The following is a 16,214-nucleotide window of genomic DNA, read 5'->3' as shown; positions in this document are numbered from 1 at the left end:
CGGGCGGCGGTGCGCTCCGGCTCGCCGGCGCAGGCGCCGCGGCCCGCGGGCTGGCCCGCGCGGCGCTCGCCCTCGACGGTCCGGCCGTCAGCGGGCTGCTCGCCGAGTCGCTCGCCGCGGACGGCATCGAGCTCACCTGGGACGACCTCGTGCGGCCCGTGCTGGCCGCCATAGCTGACCGGTGGGCCCACACGGGAGCCGGAGCGGAGGTCGAGCACCTTGTCAGCGAGTGCGTGCTCGCGGTGTTCGGCGCGCACCGGCGCGCGGCCCCGCCCGCCGCGGGTGCGCGCCCGGTGCTGCTGGCCGCGATGCCGGGCGAACTGCATACGCTGCCGATCGTGGCACTCGCCGTGGCGCTCGCCCATCGCGGCGTCGCCCACCGCTACCTCGGTGCGAACCTCCCGGCGGACGCGCTCATCGCGGCCGTCCGACGGACCGCGCCCGCCGCCGTCGTGCTCTGGGCACAGGTCGGCGACACCGCTGACGCGGCCGTACTGGCCCAGCTGCCCCCGGCCCGGCCGCTCGCGCGCGCGTTCGCCGCGGGCCCCGGCTGGGAGGCGGCGACACTGCCGCCGCGGGCCGAACGACTCGGCTCGCTCCCGCAGGCCATGGCGGCGATCGCCGGGACCGTGCCCGCGTGAACGCGCAGGTCGCGTTCGGGACCGATCCGGGGGCTCCCGTTCGCGTGCGCGCCGGCGTCTCGCCGCACGATCGCTGGCTCGTGGCCGTGGCCATGGGCGGGCAGGGGCGCTACGCGGCCGCCGCCGCTGTGCTGCAGAGGCTCCTCGCGGACGCCCGGGTGCCCGCGACCGTCGCGGCGCACGCCGCCGTCACGCTCGCGGCGCACCGCCGCCAGCTCGGCGGACACGCCGAAGCCCGCCCACTCGACGCGCTCGGGCTACGGCTCGCCGCTTCGGCCGCCGCGCCCGGCCCGGAGCGCGCCGACACCGGAGACCTGGAGCTACATCCCGGTTGGGACGCGCTGGCCGCCAGGATCGACGCGCTGGTCGGGCTGGCGGCCGACGCGCTCGGCACCGGCGACCCGGAAGGGACCCGCCGGCTGCTCGACATGGCAGAGAAGGCCGCCGCCGGCCATCCGTCGTGGCGGCCGAGGGCGCGGATCGGCTGGGTGTGCGCCGAGTCGGCGCTGCTTCGCGGGGACGCCGAGGCCGCGGTGGCGCCCGCGCAGGACGCGTTCGACCTCGCCGTTCGGGGAGGTTCGACCAGGCACGTGATCAAGTCCAGGATCGTGCTCGCGGTGGCCATGTCCGTCGCGGGCGGTAACGCCGCCGATGCTCTTGCCGAGCTCGATGCTGCAGGCAACGAAGCCGAGCGCCTCGGGCTCCTGCCGCTCGTGTGGCCCGCCCGGATGGCGGCTGCTGACCTCGTCCAGCAGGCCTCCGGAGGGCCCCCGAACGCAAACGATCGACGCGTCCGGTCGGCGGATAAATCGATGACCATCCTGTCGGGGGACACGGCACGCCGACGACACGCCGGAATCACCACGTTGAGCGTCATCGAGCAACGCTGTGACCCGGTTGGGAGGCTCCTGGTGGGGGAGCGGAGGGTGGTACCTGCAGGGCTCCGGGTAACGTCGTTAATCCATTCGGTCCCACGTCACCCACATGACGAGCGCCACTCGGCGCAACAATCTCGAATGGAGGGCACATCGCGGCCCTGATCGTGTCAAGGTGAGCCGGTCACCCGCCGATGCGGGGGGTGACACATCACCCGGCTGCAGGAAGCTGCAGGAAGGAATCGTCGTGACGACGGTACTCATCTGCGACGATCGTCGCAGCGTCCGCGAAGGCCTGACCCGCGTGATGTCCGCGGTGCCGGGGGTGCACCGGATCGATTGCGTTGCCCACGGGGACGAGTTGCTGGCGCGGTTCTCCCGGCAGCCTGTGGACGTGGTCCTGGTCGGCACCCAGCGTGCCGTGCCCACTGGGGTCGAGGCCACGCGGCGGCTGGTGGCCGCCCACCCGCAGGCGAACGTCATCGTGTTCGGAGCCCCTGACGACGCGGGCAGCATCGCGGCGGCCATCGCCGGCGGCGCCCGTGGTTACCTCCGCTGGGACGCGTCGCGTCCCGAGCTGGTGGCCGCGCTCGCGCACACCCTGGCGAGCACCGCGGTGCCCACTCCGCGGGCGCCGACGGACCCCGGCGTGCAGCTGACGGAGCGCGAGCTTCAGGTGCTGCGGGGGATGAGCCAGGGCAAGAGCAACGGGCAGATCGGCCGCGAGCTCTACCTGTCGGAGGACACGGTCAAGACCCACGCTCGCCGGCTGTTCCGCAAGCTCGGTGTGCGGGACCGGGCTCAGGCCGTCGCCCACGGCTTCCGCCGCGGGCTCGTCTCCTGACCCCTGGGCCTTTCCACGGGTGCTGCTCGAAGGCGCTGTAGTAGGGCGCCTGGCCGCACGCCGAGTAGCACCCGCAAGACCACGTACATACCTCCATCCCGGGCGGGCCCCGGGCAGTTCTGCGGGCGCCGTGGCTGCTTCTGCGCAGCCACGCGTCCGACATCAACGCGGTGTCACTCTCCCGCGATGCCGACGGCGGCCGTATGGGTGGCTGTCGAGCCGTTCTGGCAACTACGGTCACTCCCGTGCGTCTTCTCCTTCGACGAGGAGCCCGTCCCGGTCTACCGTGCGACTTCGCTACGGTAGTCCGCACTGAGGACATGGTTGAGCACTGTCCGTGATCAGCCTCTCGAACGGATGATGCCGAACATGTTGCGTAACGCCCGGACCACGGTGCGCGATGAGTGAGACGACAGACGTTCCCGACGAACTGGTGACCCGCGCCATGGCGGGCGATCCCCAGGCCGTCGGGGCCGTGATCGCCATCATTCGGCCGATGGTCGTGCGTTACTGCAGGGCGCGGCTGGGCCGAATGGACCGTTCGTCGGTCTCGGCCGACGACGTCGCGCAGGAGGTGTGTTTGGCCGTGCTCACGGCCTTGCCCGGGTACCGCGTCCAGGGCCGTCCGTTCCTGGCGTTCGTCTACGGAATCGCGTCACACAAGGTGATCGACGCGCACCGCGCCGCCACGCGCAACCGCTCGGAACCGGTTGCGGATGTGCCGGACTCGGTGGAAGCCGCAGACGGACCCGAGCAGCGCGCGCTGCGCGTCGAGCTGTCGGGCGAGATTGCCCGCCTGCTCGACACGCTCCCCGACAAGCAGCGCGAAATACTGGTCCTGCGAGTGGTCGTGGGGCTCTCCGCCGAGGAGACGGCGGAAGCGGTGGGCTCCACCCCGGGAGCCGTCCGTGTGGCGCAGCACAGGGCTTTGGCCCGGCTTCGCAAGTCGATGCCAGAGGAGGAGGTGGTCTAAGTGTCTGACAACCCGTTCGGCGGAGGCGGCGACCGCTTCGACTCCGGCCGCCACGGCTCAAACGGCTCTAATGGCTCTAATGGCTTCCACCCGCGCGGTATGAACACCCGTCCGGTGCCGTTCGACGACATCGAGGACCCGATCGACCTCGTCGCCGTTCAGGCCGACGACGAGCTGATCAACGCGCTCGCCGCCGGGATGACGGTTTCCTCTCCGGGCATCGGCGGCTACGACGCCGACGACCGCGTGGCTGCCATCCTGGCCGCGTGGAAGGCCGACGTGGACGCCGAGCCGATCCCCGAGCTCGTCGACGTCGACACCGCGGTGTCCGCGGTTGTGGCTACCCGGCCCCGGTCGCGGCGCGCCAGGCATCTCGCCCCGATTGCGGCCGCAGCCGCGTTCATCGTGCTCGCGATCGGCGGGCTGTCGGTCGGCTCGTACAACGCGCAGCCGAACGATGCGCTCTGGGCCGTCTCGAAGGTCCTCTACGCCGAGCGCGCCGAGTCGGTCCAGGCCGCGCATCGGGTGGAGGAGCGCATCGCCACCGCGAAGCAGGCGCTGGTCGCGGGCGAGCCCGTGCGCGCCGCGCGGGAGCTTGCGCAAGCCGAGGCCGACCTCGCGGTCGTGCGTCCCGAGGAGGGCCGCATCCAGCTCGCCGAGACGCAGGACTTCCTCGTCGCCAAGGCGGCGGAGACGCCCCCCGGTCAGCCCACCGACCCCGGCTCGCCGCTGGTCACGCAGCCGTCCCGGCAGGTTCCCACGGGGGCTTCCTCCCCGGTTCGGCCCTCGCCGCACAGCGGCACCCAGACCGACACCAGCTCGCAGGTCACGAGCACGCCGGGGCCGACCGGATCGACCGGGCCGGAGGCCTCTGGCACGCCGCTCAGCCCCGCGCCGAGCGTCCCCGGTACGGAGGACCCGCGCCGGGCGGCCGTCGCGCCGGACTCGTCGTCCTTGGGCTCCACGCCCACGCTGGACCCCGCCACCGGCGAGGGCGGCCCGACGACCACGGCCCCGACCGGCAGCCCGACCCCGCCGACGTCCACGTCGGAGGGCGGGCGCGCCGAGCCCACCACCACACCGGGCACACCGGGCACACCGGGCCAGAGTGGCAACACCACGCCGAGCAGCAGCGGCAGCAGTACCTCGGGCAGCACCGGGGCCACTGCGTCCGGCGACGGGGCCCAGCCGACCAGCAACTGAGCAGAGCAGCAACTGGCCAGAACGACGAGAACGGCCCCCGATCCGCGGATCGGGGGCCGTTCTCGTGCGTTCGGTAGGAGCCCGGGCGTCAGGAGTCGGAGAGCACCGCGTCGGCGTAGCCCCGGCAGTACTCCCAGGTGACGTAGTTGGTGGGGTCCGGGTCGAAGGCGGGCTCGTGCGGGCGCATCTGGCCCTCGTCGAGCAACTGCTGCAGGCTGGCGCGCAGCAGGCTCCACTCGTGGAAATGCTGCTCGCCGCAGTCGCCGCAGTCGACGACGATGCCGCGCACGCCGCGGGCCTCCAGCAGCGCCTGGTAGACGGCGAGGTCGGCGAGGTCGGCAACCACCTCGTCGCGCTCGGCGTCACTCAGGACGTCCTCGTCGCCGGCTTCCGGGCCGTCCAGGGACAGCGCCGGGTCGTGCGGATCACCGGCGAACGGGTCCGGTGGCAGGGCATCTCGGGACACGTGACCGACGATACCCGCCCGCAACCTCGGTCGAGTGGACCGCACTGCGACCGCGGGCCTCGCTGCGGTGGACGGCGCACGGGCGTTCGGGCTGGTCGCGACCGGGCGGCGGCGCGGTTCGGGCACCTCGGGGCGCGGTGTGGTCCCGGTCCAGGCACGGTATGAGCACGGCCTCGCCCGACCCCCGGCGTCCGCCAGGTTCGCGCCGATACCATGGCTGGAAGGGTTCCGCGCGACACCTCCGGGCCGTGCGGGCAGGACGGGATGGTGGAGATGACGAGCGAGGCGGCAGGTCTTCCCCCCAAGTTCGCGATGATCGGCCTTACCTTCGACGACGTACTGCTGCTTCCGGCGGAGTCCGACGTGATTCCGAGCGCGGTGGACACGAGCACGCAGGTCACGCGCCGGGTCCGGCTGAAGGTGCCGATCGTGTCCTCCCCGATGGACACGGTCACCGAAGCCCGCATGGCGATCGCGATGGCGCGGGCAGGCGGGCTGGGCGTGCTGCACCGGAACCTCTCGCCGGAGCAGCAGGCCGCACAGGTCGAGGTGGTCAAGCGGTCCGAGGCAGGGATGGTCACCGACCCGGTCACCTGCGCGCCCGACGCCACGCTCGCCGACGTCGACGCCCTGTGCGCGAAGTACCGGATCTCGGGCGTGCCGGTCACCGACGCAGGCGGTCGGCTCGTCGGGATCATCACGAATCGGGACATGCGGTTCGAGATGGACCACTCCCGTCCCGTGCACGAGGTGATGACGCACGCGCCGCTGATCACCGCGCGCGTCGGCGTCACGGCGGAGGCGGCCCTCGGCCTCCTGCGCCGACACAAGCTGGAGAAGCTGCCGATCATCGACGGCAACGGCATCCTCCGCGGTCTGATCACGATCAAGGACTTCAACAAGACCGAGAAGTACCCCCTCGCCACCAAGGACCCGGATGGGCGGCTCGTCGTGGCCGCGGCCGTCGGGGTGGGCGAGGGGGGCTACGCGCGGGCGATGCAGCTCGTCGAGGCCGGTGCCGACGTGATCATGGTCGACACGGCGCACGGCCACTCCCGCCGCGTGCTCGAGACCGTCGCCAAGCTGCGCGCCGAGGTGGGCCACAACGTCGACGTGGTCGGCGGCAACGTCGCCACGAGGGCCGGCGCGGCCGCGCTCGTAGAGGCCGGGGCGGACGCGGTCAAGGTGGGCGTCGGGCCGGGCTCGATCTGCACCACGCGGGTGGTGGCCGGCGTCGGTGCCCCGCAGATCACCGCCATCTACGAGGCCGCGCAGGCGTGCGCCGCCGCGGGTGTGCCGGTGATCGGCGACGGCGGCATCCAGTACTCGGGCGACATCTCGAAGGCCATCGCGGCCGGGGCGTCCACGGTGATGCTGGGCAGCCTGCTCGCGGGCACTGCCGAGTCGCCCGGCGAGCTGGTGCTCGTCGGCGGCAAGCAGTTCAAGACCTACCGGGGCATGGGCTCGCTCGGCGCCATGCAGTCGCGCGGCGACGCGAAGTCCTACTCCAAGGACCGCTACGCCCAGGACGACGTGCTGAGCGAGGACAAGCTCGTGCCGGAGGGCATCGAGGGCCGCATCCCGTTCCGCGGGCCGCTGGCGCAGGTCGTCCACCAGCTCACCGGCGGGCTCCGGTCCGGCATGGGCTATGCGGGGGCGCAGACGATCCCCCAGTTGCAGCAGGCGCAGTTGGTACGGATCACCGCGGCGGGGCTCAAGGAGAGCCACCCGCACGACATCACCATGACGGTGGAGGCGCCCAACTACGCGGCCCGTTAGGGGCGGCTCTACTGTGGTCACCCGTGCGTGACCTCGTGGAGATCGGGATGGGCCGGGAGGCCCGTCGCAGCTACGACCTGTCGCAGGTCGAGATCGTGCCCTCGCGGCGGACGCGCAGCTCCCAGGAGGTCTCGACCGCCTGGCAGCTCGACGCGTACCACTTCGAGATCCCGCTGGTAACCCACCCGACCGACGCGGTGGTTTCGCCGGCTAGCGCGGTGCGGATCGGCCAGCTCGGCGGGCTCGCCGTGCTCAACGCCGAGGGTCTGTGGGCCCGGCACGCCGACGCCGACGGGGCTCTGGAACGCGTGCTCGACGCCGCGGCCGACGAGGACCCGTCGGCCGCCGTGCGGACCCTGCAGGAGCTGCACTCCGCGCCCATCCAGCCCGCGCTGCTCGCAGAGGCGCTGAAGACCGTGCGCGAGGCCGGGGTCACCGTCGCGGCCCGCGTGAGCCCGCAGCGGGCCCGCGAGCTGACACCCGACCTGCTCGCCGCGGGCGTCGAGATCCTCGTCGTGCAGGGCACGATCATCTCGGCCGAGCACGTCTCGGGGGGCGAGCCGCTCAACCTCAAGGAGTTCATCAACTCACTCGACGTCCCGGTCGTCGCGGGTGGGGTGGGCGACTACCGCACTGCGATGCACCTCATGCGCACCGGCGCGGCGGGCGTGATCGTCGGGTACGGAGAGTCGTCGGCCACCACCACAGACGACGTGTTGGGCATCGGGGTGCCGATGGCCACGGCGATCGTCGACGCCGCAGCCGCCCGGCGCGACTACCTCGACGAAACCGGCGGCCGCTACGTCCACGTGATCGCCGACGGCGGCATGGCCGGCTCCGGCGACATGGCGAAGGCCATCGCCTGCGGGGCGGACGCCGTGATGCTCGGCGAGCAGCTCTCGGAGGCGTCCGATGCGCCCGGTCAGGGGCTCTACTGGACGTCCGCGGCCGCGCATCCGTCGCTTCCGCGATCGGAGGTCTCCGGCTTCGCGCCTGGCGAGCTGGACCTGAAGGAACTGCTCTTCGGTCCGGCGAGCAGCCCGTACGGCACCGTCAACCTGTTCGGTGCGCTGCGCCGCGCCATGGCGAAGACGGGTTACAGCGACCTCAAGGAGTTCCAGCGGGTCGGGCTGACCGTCCGCGGCTGAAACAGGGTGCTGACCAGCTGTTCCCCTGGGCGAAGGAGCCCGCCGATCCCACGGCCGGGCTTCCCCGGGCCGTGGGTGTCGGTGTCAGGCGAGGACACGCGGGCGATTCGCCCTGATGGAGCGCACCAAGCGGAGCACGAGCCGCTCGAGCAACGTGGCCGTGACTATGACCAGTACAGCCGTGAGGAACTCACTCATCGGTCTGGCACCTCTCATCGGGACTTCTGGGGCGACGTGAACTCCTGCCCCTGAGCGGCGGGCGCCGCGCTGTCGGGTGGGGCCGAGGAGGCCCCTTCGGGGCGGCCTTGAGCGTGACGCCGTCGGTTACTCCAGTTTTGTCTTCTAGCGGGCATTGTTCGATACCCCCACCGCCCATCTGCGGTACCGGTGGGCTGGACTCAGTGCATACCCGCTAGCTGCGGATACCTGGGTCCGGACAGCTCCGAGCTCTCCGCACCTGCGATGGGGACAGGCCGGGTTCCGGGCCGGGTGAGGTCCAGCACCAACCGGGGCCTTCCACGTCATCTCACGTTTACCTTGTGCTGGTTCGCCGTGCCCGGGTGCGCCGTCAGGGTCGACGGCCCCGGATGTGATGCTGCGGCGCCGTGCACCGGGAAGGTGTGAGAGATGCGCTGCCAGGCGGCCCGCCATGTGTCACCCGTCCGGATCCGGCCGATCGCCCGAGGCATCGAGTGATACCGGCGGCCGCCCGGATCGGCTCCGCCGCGAGGCCCGCCCTCTACACCTCGGATGTTGTGCCGCGCGAGCGCACGCTGCTCGACGTGCTCGCTGCGACCGCCGAGCAGCACCCGAACGACGCCGCACTCGACGCCGGCGGTGTGGTGCTCACCTACCGCAGGCTCGCCGACGAGGTCGACATGGTGCGCCGCAGGCCGGCAGCCGCCGGGGTCGGCCGTGGCGACCGGGTCGGGGTGCGCATCTCCTCCGGCACCGTCGAGCTCTTCATCGCGATCCTCGCTGTGCTCTCGGCGGGAGCCGCGTACGTGCCGGTGGATTCCGATGACCCCACCGAACGGGCGACGCTGGTGTTCGGCGAGGCCGACGTGTGCTGTGTGCTGCAGGACGGGCTGCTCGGCGAGGACGGGGTGCTCACGATGCGCCGGGCCCCGGTGGGCCGGCCGGGCCGGCCCGATCCCGGTGACGACGCGTGGATCATCTTCACGTCCGGCTCCACGGGCACCCCGAAGGGCGTCGCGGTCCGGCACTCCAGCGCGGCCGCATTCGTCGATGCCGAGGCGAGGTTGTTCCTCGCGGACGAACCGATCGGGCCGGGCGACCGTGTGCTCGCGGGGCTCTCGACGGCGTTCGACGCGTCGTGCGAGGAGATGTGGCTGGCATGGCGGCACGGCGCATGCCTCGTGCCTGCCCCGCGGTCGCTGGTGCGCACCGGCGTCGATCTCGGCCCGTGGCTCGCGGCCCAGCGGATCACGGTCGTCTCCACGGTGCCGACGCTCGCCGCGCTCTGGCCCGCCGACGCGCTCGAGGACGTCCGGCTGATGATCTTCGGGGGCGAGGGCGTGCCCGCCCGAGCTCGTCGAGCGGGTCGCCGTGGAGGGACGCGAGGTGTGGAACACCTACGGTCCGACCGAGGCGACCGTTGTCGCCTGCGCCGCCCAGCTCACCCCCGACGGCCCGGTGCGCATCGGGCTCCCACTCGACGGCTGGCAGCTCGCGGTCGTCGACGCCCAGGGCGAACCTGTCGCGATGGGCGGGACGGGCGAGCTGGTGATCGGAGGTGTTGGTCTCGCCCGCTACCTCGACGTGGCCAAGGACGCCCAGAAGTTCGCCCCCATGCCGTCGCTCGGCTGGGCGCGCGCGTACCGCAGCGGCGATGTCGTCCGCGCCGAGGAGGACGGGCTGCTGTTCCTCGGCCGGGCCGACGAGCAGGTGAAGCTGGGTGGCAGGCGGATCGAGCTCGGCGAGGTCGACGCCGCGTTGCAGGCGCTGCCCGGTGTGCGCGCCGCCGCGGCCGCTGTACGCCGGACCGGGGCGGGCAACCAGGTTCTGGTCGGGTACGTCGCCCCGGAGGGCCCCGAGTTCGACATCGACAATGCGGCGTACCGGCTACGTGACCGGCTGCCGGCCGCGCTCGTCCCACTGCTCGCGGTGGTCGACGAACTGCCCACGCGCACGTCCGGCAAGGTCGACCGTGATGCGCTGCCCTGGCCGCTCCTCGCGTCGGACGAGCGGCACTCCGGTGCTCTCTGCCTGGCTGCGCACGATGGGCGCGAAGGTCGGCCGAGGCGTGTGGCTGGAGACCTACTGGCTGCCGGAGTCGGACCTCGTTCGGCTCGGCGACGGCGCCACGGTCAACCGTGGGTGCGTCGTTCAGACCCATCTCTTCCACGATCGGATCATGAGCATGGACGGGGTGCGGTTCGACGAGGGCGCGACGCTGGGACCCCACGGGATCGTCCTGCCGGGCGCGGGGATCGGCGCGCGCACCACGGTCGGCCCGGGATCCCTGGTCACCCGCGGCGATGCCGTCCCCGCCGACACCCGCTGGCTCGGCAACCCGATCACCTCGTGGCCCTCGGGCGGAGGACGGTAGGAGTGGGCCCGAAGGCTGGGCAGCCGGTCGGCACCTGCCACTCCGCCGACTCCTATCTCCCCGAGCACGGCAACGGCGGCTACCGGGTCAGGCACTACGACATCGACCTCACCTACAAGGTCCGCGCCAACCGGCTCGCGGGGAGGGCCGTGCTGACGGCGGTGGCCGGACAAGCGCTGGGCCGGTTCAGCCTGGACTTCGGCGCGTTCAAGGTCCCCCAGGTGAGCGTCGACGGGCGGCAGGCGAGGTTCACCCTTCGCGGCGGGAAGCTGCACGTCACCCCGGCTCGGCCGGTGCCCTCCGGGGCCACGTTCCTCGTCGACGTGCGTTACGTCGGCAACCCGCGGCCCATCGGCGGCCCGTGGGGCGACATCGGCTGGGACGAGCTGACCGACGGTGCGCTCGTGGCCAGCCAGCCCGTCGGGGCGCCGTCCTGGTTCCCGTGCAACGACCACCCCGCGGACAAGGCCACCTACCGGATCGCCGTCACGGCCGAAGCGCCCTACACGGTGCTGGCGACCGGCGTGCCTACCCTGCTGCGGCACTCCGCAGGCAGCCGGACCTGGGTCTACGAGCGCCCCGAGCCGACCGCGAGCTACCTGGTCAGTGTGCAGATAGGCCGTTACGAGGAGCTGGAGTTGGCCGACGGGCGGGTGCGACAGGTGGCCGCGGTGCCGGCGCGCCTGCGCAAGGACGCCGCGCGCGACCTCGGGCGGCACGGGACGATCATGGAGGCGTGCGAGGGGTTCTTCGGGCCCTACCCGTTCGGCAACTACATCGTGGTGGTCACCGACGACGAACTGGACGACCCGATCGAGGCCCAGGGTATGTCGATCTTCGGCGCCAACCACGTCGATGGGAGGCGGACCCACGAGCGGCTGCTGGTGCACGAGCTGGCGCACCAGTGGTTCGGCAACTCCCTGACGATCGCCGACTGGCGCCACATCTGGCTCAACGAGGGCTTCGCGACCTACGCGGAGTGGCTGTGGTCAGAGGTGTCGGGCGGCCCGCCCGTCCGCGCGCATGCCCTGCGGTGGCACGAGGCTGTGGCGGCCCAGCCCGCCGACCTGGTGCTCGCCGACCCCGGCGTCGGCCGGCTGTTCGACCCGCGCGTGTACAAGCGTGGCGCCCTGGCCCTCCACGCACTGCGCCTGCGGATCGGCGACCAGCGCTTCTTCGGTCTGCTGCAGGCCTGGACAGGGCGGTACCGGCACGGATCGGTGACGACCGAGCGGTTCGTTGCGCTCGCCGGGCTTCACGGGGGCACCGATCTCTCCCGGTTCTTCGCCGATTGGCTGTACACCGAGCCACTTCCCGCGATGCCGCTCTGAGCCCGCCGCCCCGCGGCCGGAGTTGACGCGTGTGGCCCGGTCCTACTGCCACCCAGCGGTCTTCCATCGCCGAAGCCGCGCCACAGTCTCCACGAGCCCGGTTCGTTCGAGTCTGTCCACGCCCGCCGACGAGGGGTCGCCGGCGATGAGTCCCGTGATCTGAAGAGCGTGCCGCTCGTCCCGGAGGGGCGAACCGCGGCGACTATCGTGGTGCGGGTGCAACCCCCCACCGTCCTCGTCATCGACTACGGGGCCCAGTACGCCCAGCTCATCGCCCGTCGTGTGCGGGAAGCGCAGGTCTACTCCGAGATCGTGCCGGGCGACACCCCGGTCGAGGACATCGTCGCTCGCAAGCCCGCCGCGCTGATCCTGTCCGGGGGGCCGTCGAGTGTGTACGAGCCGGGCGCGCCGAGCGTCGACCCGGACCTGTTCACCGCGGGGATCCCGGTGCTCGGGCTCTGCTACGGGTTCCAGGCCATGGCGGGGGCGCTGGGCGGTGAGGTCGCTCCAGACGGCACCCGCGAGTACGGCCGCACCGAGCTGACCCTTCGCGGCGAGGGAGCGCTCCACGACGGGCTCCCCGCATGCCACCCGGTGTGGATGAGCCACGGCGACTCCGTGGTGCGGGCGCCCGAGGGATTCACGGTCACGGCGTCGTCCGAGCGGGCGGCGGTAGCGGCGTTCGAGGACCGGGAGCGGCGGCTCGCGGGTGTGCAGTACCACCCCGAGGTCGGGCATTCCCCGTACGGCCGGGAGGTGCTGCGCCGGTTCCTGCACGACATGGCGGGCATCGCGCCCGGCTGGACCACGTCGTCGATCATCGACGACACGATCGCCGCCGTGCGGGCCCAGGTGGGCGAGGGCCGGGCGATCTGCGGGCTGTCGGGCGGGGTCGACTCCGCGGTGGCCGCCGCCCTCGTGCAGCGGGCCATCGGCGACCGGCTGACCTGTGTGTTCGTCGACCACGGACTCCTGCGGGCCGGCGAGCGTGAGCAGGTCGAGCGCGACTTCGTCGCCGCCACCGGCGCCAAGCTGCACACCGTGGACGCCGCGGACCGCTTCCTCGAAGCGCTGGCCGGGGTGACCGACCCCGAGGAGAAGCGCAAGATCATCGGCCGGGAGTTCATCCGGGTCTTCGAGGCCGCGACGGCCGAGGTCGCCGAGCAGGAGCACGTCGGGTTCCTCGTGCAGGGCACCCTCTACCCCGACGTCGTCGAGAGCGGGGGCGGTTCGGGCACGGCCACGATCAAGAGCCACCACAACGTCGGCGGGCTCCCGGACGACATCGAGTTCGCGCTGGTCGAGCCGCTGCGGGCGCTGTTCAAGGACGAGGTCCGCCGGGTCGGCGCCGAGCTGGGGCTACCCGAGGCGATCGTGCAGCGCCAGCCGTTCCCCGGCCCCGGCCTCGGCATCCGGATCATCGGCGAGGTCACCCACGACCGGTTGGAGACGCTGCGCGCGGCCGACGCCATCGCCCGCGAGGAGCTGACGGCCGCCGGGCTCGACCGCGACATCTGGCAGTGCCCGGTGGTGCTGCTCGCCGACGTCCGCTCGGTGGGGGTGCAGGGTGACGGCCGCACCTACGGGCACCCCGTCGTGCTGCGCCCGGTGTCGAGCGAGGACGCCATGACCGCCGACTGGACGCGGCTGCCATACGACGTGCTGGAGCGCATCTCCACGCGGATCACGAACGAGGTGGCCGAGGTCAACCGCGTGGTCCTGGACGTCACCAGCAAGCCACCGGGCACCATCGAGTGGGAGTAGCGCTCCCGGCAGGCCTGCCGGGACGGCTCGCCGACGCGCTGCGCACCGGACGGTTCGCCGTCACCGCCGAGGTCGGGCCCCCGCGCGGCGCCGACACGGCCGCGATCCGCGCGTCCGCAGCGCTCCTGCGCGGCTGGGTGGACGCCGCCAATATCACCGACAACCAGGGCGCGCAGGTGCGGGTGGGGAGCCTGGCCGGCAGCGTGGTGGCGCTGGCCGAGGGGCTCGAGCCGGTCATGCAGATGACCTGCCGCGACCGCAACCGCATCGCGCTGCAGTCCGACCTGCTGTCCGCGGGCGCGCTCGGTGTCCCCAACCTCGTGCTGATGACGGGCGACCGGCCCGAGCGCGGCGACCACGCCGACGCCACCCCCGTCTTCGACCTGAGCTCCAGCACCCTGATGACCACGGCGCGTGCCCTGCGCGACGAGGGGGTACTGCTCTCCGGGCGGGCCGTCGACCCGGCGCCGCGGTTCCTGCTCGGCGCCGTCGACACCGGGGCGGGCACTCCGGAGCGGCTGGCGGAGAAGGTCGCGGACGGCGCCGAGTTCGTGCAGACCCAGTTCGTGTTCGACGTCGACGCGTTTGCGCAGTGGATGGGCCGGGTGCGCGACCTCGGGCTGGCCGAGCAGTGCGGGATCCTCGCCGGCGTCGGCCCGATCCGCTCGCTGCGCGCTCTGGAGTTCATGGCCGGCATCCCCGGCGTGGTCGTGCCGCCGGCGCTGGAGCGCAGACTCCGGGGCGTCCCGCCGGAGCGGGTGGCCGCGGAAGGCATGGCCGCTTGTGCTGAGACCGTGGCGGCGTTGCGGGAGGTGCCCGGGGTGGCCGGGGTGCACGTGATGGCCATCGGTTACGAGCGGGGTGTCCCCGAGATCCTCGACGCCGCCGGGTTCGTGCCGGTCGAGCAGGCCTGAGGCACCCACGACGAGGGGCGGCACCGGAGCCTTCCGCCTCCGGTGCCGCCCTGTGGTGGCCGCTGGCTCCCCAGCTGCGGCCCATCCGGATCCGGTGGTCCCCCGATCACCGTCCGGTCGTTCTCGTCGCTTCCTGGGAGGGTCCAGGGCGCTCCTACGTCCGCCCGCGCCCCCGCAGGCTTCCCACCAGCAGGAGAAGCCCGACCACAGCCGCGCCCGCCGCGAGCAGCCACCGTGGGTCGAAGCCCGCCAGCGACGGCACCTCACCGACGAACGCGGCCGCCGACATCCCCAGCGCGAGCACCCCGAACATCAGCGTCACCGCGTCCGGCCCGCGCCGCCGCGCCACCGTCTCCCGTTCGTCAGCCACGGTGCACCTCCACGTTCCCGGCTCCGATCTCGGCGTTGATGACGAGCGGGCGTCCACTCGCGACGCCGTCCGCTCCCAGGTCGTTGACGACCTTGACCTGTGAGCCCGGTCCGGACTGCATCTGGTCACCGAACTGGACGTCCCCGAGCCCCGCCTCGCCGGTGAAGGTCACGTCGGCGTTCGGCGGCACCCAGATGTCCACGTCTCCCGCACCGACCGACACCGACGTCCGCACTGCCTCGGAGTTGCCTCCCGGCACGACCGCGAGATCGAGGTTGCGCAGGTCGAGCTCGACGTCGCCGGCAGTGCGCTGGTAGGTCGGCTGCAGCTGGGCGAGTGCCGTCGGCGCGGCGTGCAGGTCACCCATGCCGTGGCTCTGCCAGCGGTCCAACGGGGCGGATACGGCGCCCCAGGTCAGCGCGCTCAGAATCAGCGCGAACGGGATCAGGCCGCGGCCTGCCCGCACGAACGCCCCGAACACCAGGCCCGTCCCGATGACGGCGAGCAGCACACCCAGCACCACGGGCAGGTTGGCGAGCGTCAGCGTCCCGGCCAGCAACATGATCACCGCCGTGATCCCGCCCGCCAGCAGCGCGAGGCCGAGCGTCACCGAGGTGACCGGCAGCTTCCGCGGTGGCGGAGGCGGCGGCGGGGCCGACGGCTCCGGCAGGTCCCAGGCGAACGGGGCCGCACCGAGCGGGTCCCACGCCGGGGGCGTCGCGGTGGACGTCGGCACCGTGAGCGGGTCCGAGCCCGCAGCGGTTCCGGTGCTCGTGGCCGCGGCGGACGGCGCCCCCGGCGTCCCGGCGGCCGGCGCTTGCCCGGCCACGGGCGGCGCGGTGGCTCCCGCCTGCGACTGGTGTCCCCGGACACCACGGCTGCGATGCAGCAGGTACAGCAGGCAGGCCACCGCGATCAGGGGCAGCACGAAGTCCGGCCCGTTGCCGCCGAACACTGTCCCGAGTGTGATCACCGCCGCGATGCCGAGCCCGATCAGGATCAGGCCGTGCGGGTTGCGCGCCTTGGCAGGCGCCCCCGGAACGGCGGGCTCCTCCGGCAGGAGGATCCATCCCGCTATGTAGAGCGCCGCGCCGATCCCGGAGAAGGCCGCTACGACGAAACCCACCCGTACGAGCACCGGGTCGATGTCGTAGCGCCGCGCGATCGCCGCGGCGACGCCGGCCACCTGCCGGTCGTTCCGCGGTCGAGCGGGACGTGTCTCCCACATCTCCCGCAGCGTGTCCTGCACGTCCGTGCGACTCATCAGCCGCCACCCTCTCCTACCCGCCCCGCCGGCACATCCGGCTTCCGGCCCCGGTCTTCCTGGAACACAG

14 protein-coding genes and 1 pseudogene are annotated in these 16,214 nt (G+C 72.7%); 12 read left to right on the top strand and 3 right to left on the bottom strand.

Going from position 1 to position 16,214, the window contains the following annotated elements; all coding sequences use genetic code 11:
• The 5 genes from ABD143_RS01905 to ABD143_RS01885 all read left to right on the top strand — a co-directional run.
• Positions 1-641, top strand: a 641-nt coding sequence (locus tag ABD143_RS01905) for a B12-binding domain-containing protein (protein WP_343970212.1), incomplete at its 5' end; no start/stop codon positions are given.
• Entirely contained in the window at positions 638-1,681 is a 1,044-nt protein-coding gene (locus ABD143_RS01900) for a hypothetical protein (RefSeq protein ID WP_343970209.1), read from the top strand. The genes ABD143_RS01905 and ABD143_RS01900, both read left to right, overlap by 4 nt.
• An 82-nt stretch (positions 1,682-1,763) precedes the next feature.
• Positions 1,764-2,360 carry a response regulator transcription factor gene (locus ABD143_RS01895; protein ID WP_075942692.1) on the top strand — a complete coding sequence of 199 codons (597 nt, stop codon included), beginning with the start codon at positions 1,764-1,766 and terminating at the stop codon, positions 2,358-2,360.
• Between the two features lie 400 nt (positions 2,361-2,760).
• A complete protein-coding gene (locus ABD143_RS01890) occupies positions 2,761-3,333 on the top strand; it encodes a sigma-70 family RNA polymerase sigma factor (protein WP_343970206.1) in 573 nt (190 codons plus the stop codon).
• Positions 3,334-4,536 carry an anti-sigma-D factor RsdA gene (locus ABD143_RS01885; protein WP_343970203.1) on the top strand — a complete coding sequence of 401 codons (1,203 nt, stop codon included), beginning with the start codon at positions 3,334-3,336 and terminating at the stop codon, positions 4,534-4,536. It begins immediately after the preceding gene.
• Positions 4,537-4,624: 88 nt separating this feature from the next.
• Here ABD143_RS01885 and ABD143_RS01880 read toward each other — a convergent pair whose 3' ends face one another.
• Positions 4,625-5,002 (bottom strand): DUF5319 domain-containing protein, encoded by a 378-nt coding sequence (locus ABD143_RS01880; protein WP_343970200.1) that lies wholly within the window; start codon positions 5,000-5,002, stop codon positions 4,625-4,627.
• Positions 5,003-5,275: 273 nt separating this feature from the next.
• Between ABD143_RS01880 and guaB the strand changes: the two genes are divergently transcribed.
• The 7 genes and pseudogenes from guaB (at position 5,276) to ABD143_RS01845 (ending at position 14,510) form a co-directional block, all read left to right on the top strand.
• On the top strand, positions 5,276-6,781 hold the full coding sequence (guaB, locus tag ABD143_RS01875) for an IMP dehydrogenase (RefSeq protein ID WP_343970264.1): 1,506 nt from the start codon (positions 5,276-5,278) through the stop codon (positions 6,779-6,781).
• Positions 6,782-6,804: 23 nt separating this feature from the next.
• Positions 6,805-7,929, top strand: coding sequence for a GuaB3 family IMP dehydrogenase-related protein (locus ABD143_RS01870; protein ID WP_343970197.1), 1,125 nt, complete (start codon positions 6,805-6,807; stop codon positions 7,927-7,929).
• A 713-nt stretch (positions 7,930-8,642) separates the two neighbouring features.
• Positions 8,643-10,134: pseudogene (locus ABD143_RS01865) on the top strand (amino acid adenylation domain-containing protein); the annotation flags it as partial.
• A 13-nt stretch (positions 10,135-10,147) separates the two neighbouring features.
• Positions 10,148-10,501, top strand: a complete 354-nt coding sequence (locus tag ABD143_RS01860; protein WP_343970267.1) for a hypothetical protein — start codon at positions 10,148-10,150, stop codon at positions 10,499-10,501.
• A gap of 2 nt (positions 10,502-10,503) precedes the next feature.
• The gene (locus ABD143_RS01855) at positions 10,504-11,832 is read left to right on the top strand and encodes a M1 family metallopeptidase (protein ID WP_343970261.1); all 1,329 of its coding nucleotides are present in this window, start codon (positions 10,504-10,506) and stop codon (positions 11,830-11,832) included.
• 216 nt (positions 11,833-12,048) lie between these two features.
• Positions 12,049-13,596, top strand: coding sequence for a glutamine-hydrolyzing GMP synthase (gene guaA / locus ABD143_RS01850; RefSeq protein WP_343970194.1), 1,548 nt, complete (start codon positions 12,049-12,051; stop codon positions 13,594-13,596).
• A complete protein-coding gene (locus ABD143_RS01845) occupies positions 13,587-14,510 on the top strand; it encodes a methylenetetrahydrofolate reductase (RefSeq protein ID WP_343970191.1) in 924 nt (307 codons plus the stop codon). Before guaA ends, ABD143_RS01845 begins: the two co-directional genes overlap by 10 nt.
• A 154-nt stretch (positions 14,511-14,664) precedes the next feature.
• Here the strand turns inward: ABD143_RS01845 and ABD143_RS01840 are convergent, their stop codons facing one another.
• Both ABD143_RS01840 and ABD143_RS01835 read right to left on the bottom strand, forming a co-directional pair.
• On the bottom strand, positions 14,665-14,880 hold the full coding sequence (locus ABD143_RS01840) for a hypothetical protein (protein WP_343970187.1): 216 nt from the start codon (positions 14,878-14,880) through the stop codon (positions 14,665-14,667).
• Positions 14,873-16,144, bottom strand: coding sequence for a PspC domain-containing protein (locus ABD143_RS01835; RefSeq protein ID WP_343970185.1), 1,272 nt, complete (start codon positions 16,142-16,144; stop codon positions 14,873-14,875). Before ABD143_RS01835 ends, ABD143_RS01840 begins: the two co-directional genes overlap by 8 nt.
• Positions 16,145-16,214 lie beyond the last annotated feature (70 nt).

This window comes from Pseudonocardia aurantiaca, from assembly GCF_039526725.1.
Taxonomy (GTDB): Bacteria; Actinomycetota; Actinomycetes; order Mycobacteriales; family Pseudonocardiaceae; genus Pseudonocardia; species Pseudonocardia aurantiaca.
The sequence above is the reverse complement of the archived record's forward strand: the minus strand, read 5'-3'. Positions and strand labels throughout refer to the sequence as shown.

Coding starts and splice junctions, on each gene's coding strand:
- ABD143_RS01890 (WP_343970206.1), top strand. CDS start 2,761: ATGAGTGAGACGACAGACGTTCCCGACGAACTGGTGACCCGCGCCATG.
- guaB (WP_343970264.1), top strand. CDS start 5,276: ATGACGAGCGAGGCGGCAGGTCTTCCCCCCAAGTTCGCGATGATCGGC.
- ABD143_RS01835 (WP_343970185.1), bottom strand. CDS start 16,144: ATGAGTCGCACGGACGTGCAGGACACGCTGCGGGAGATGTGGGAGACA.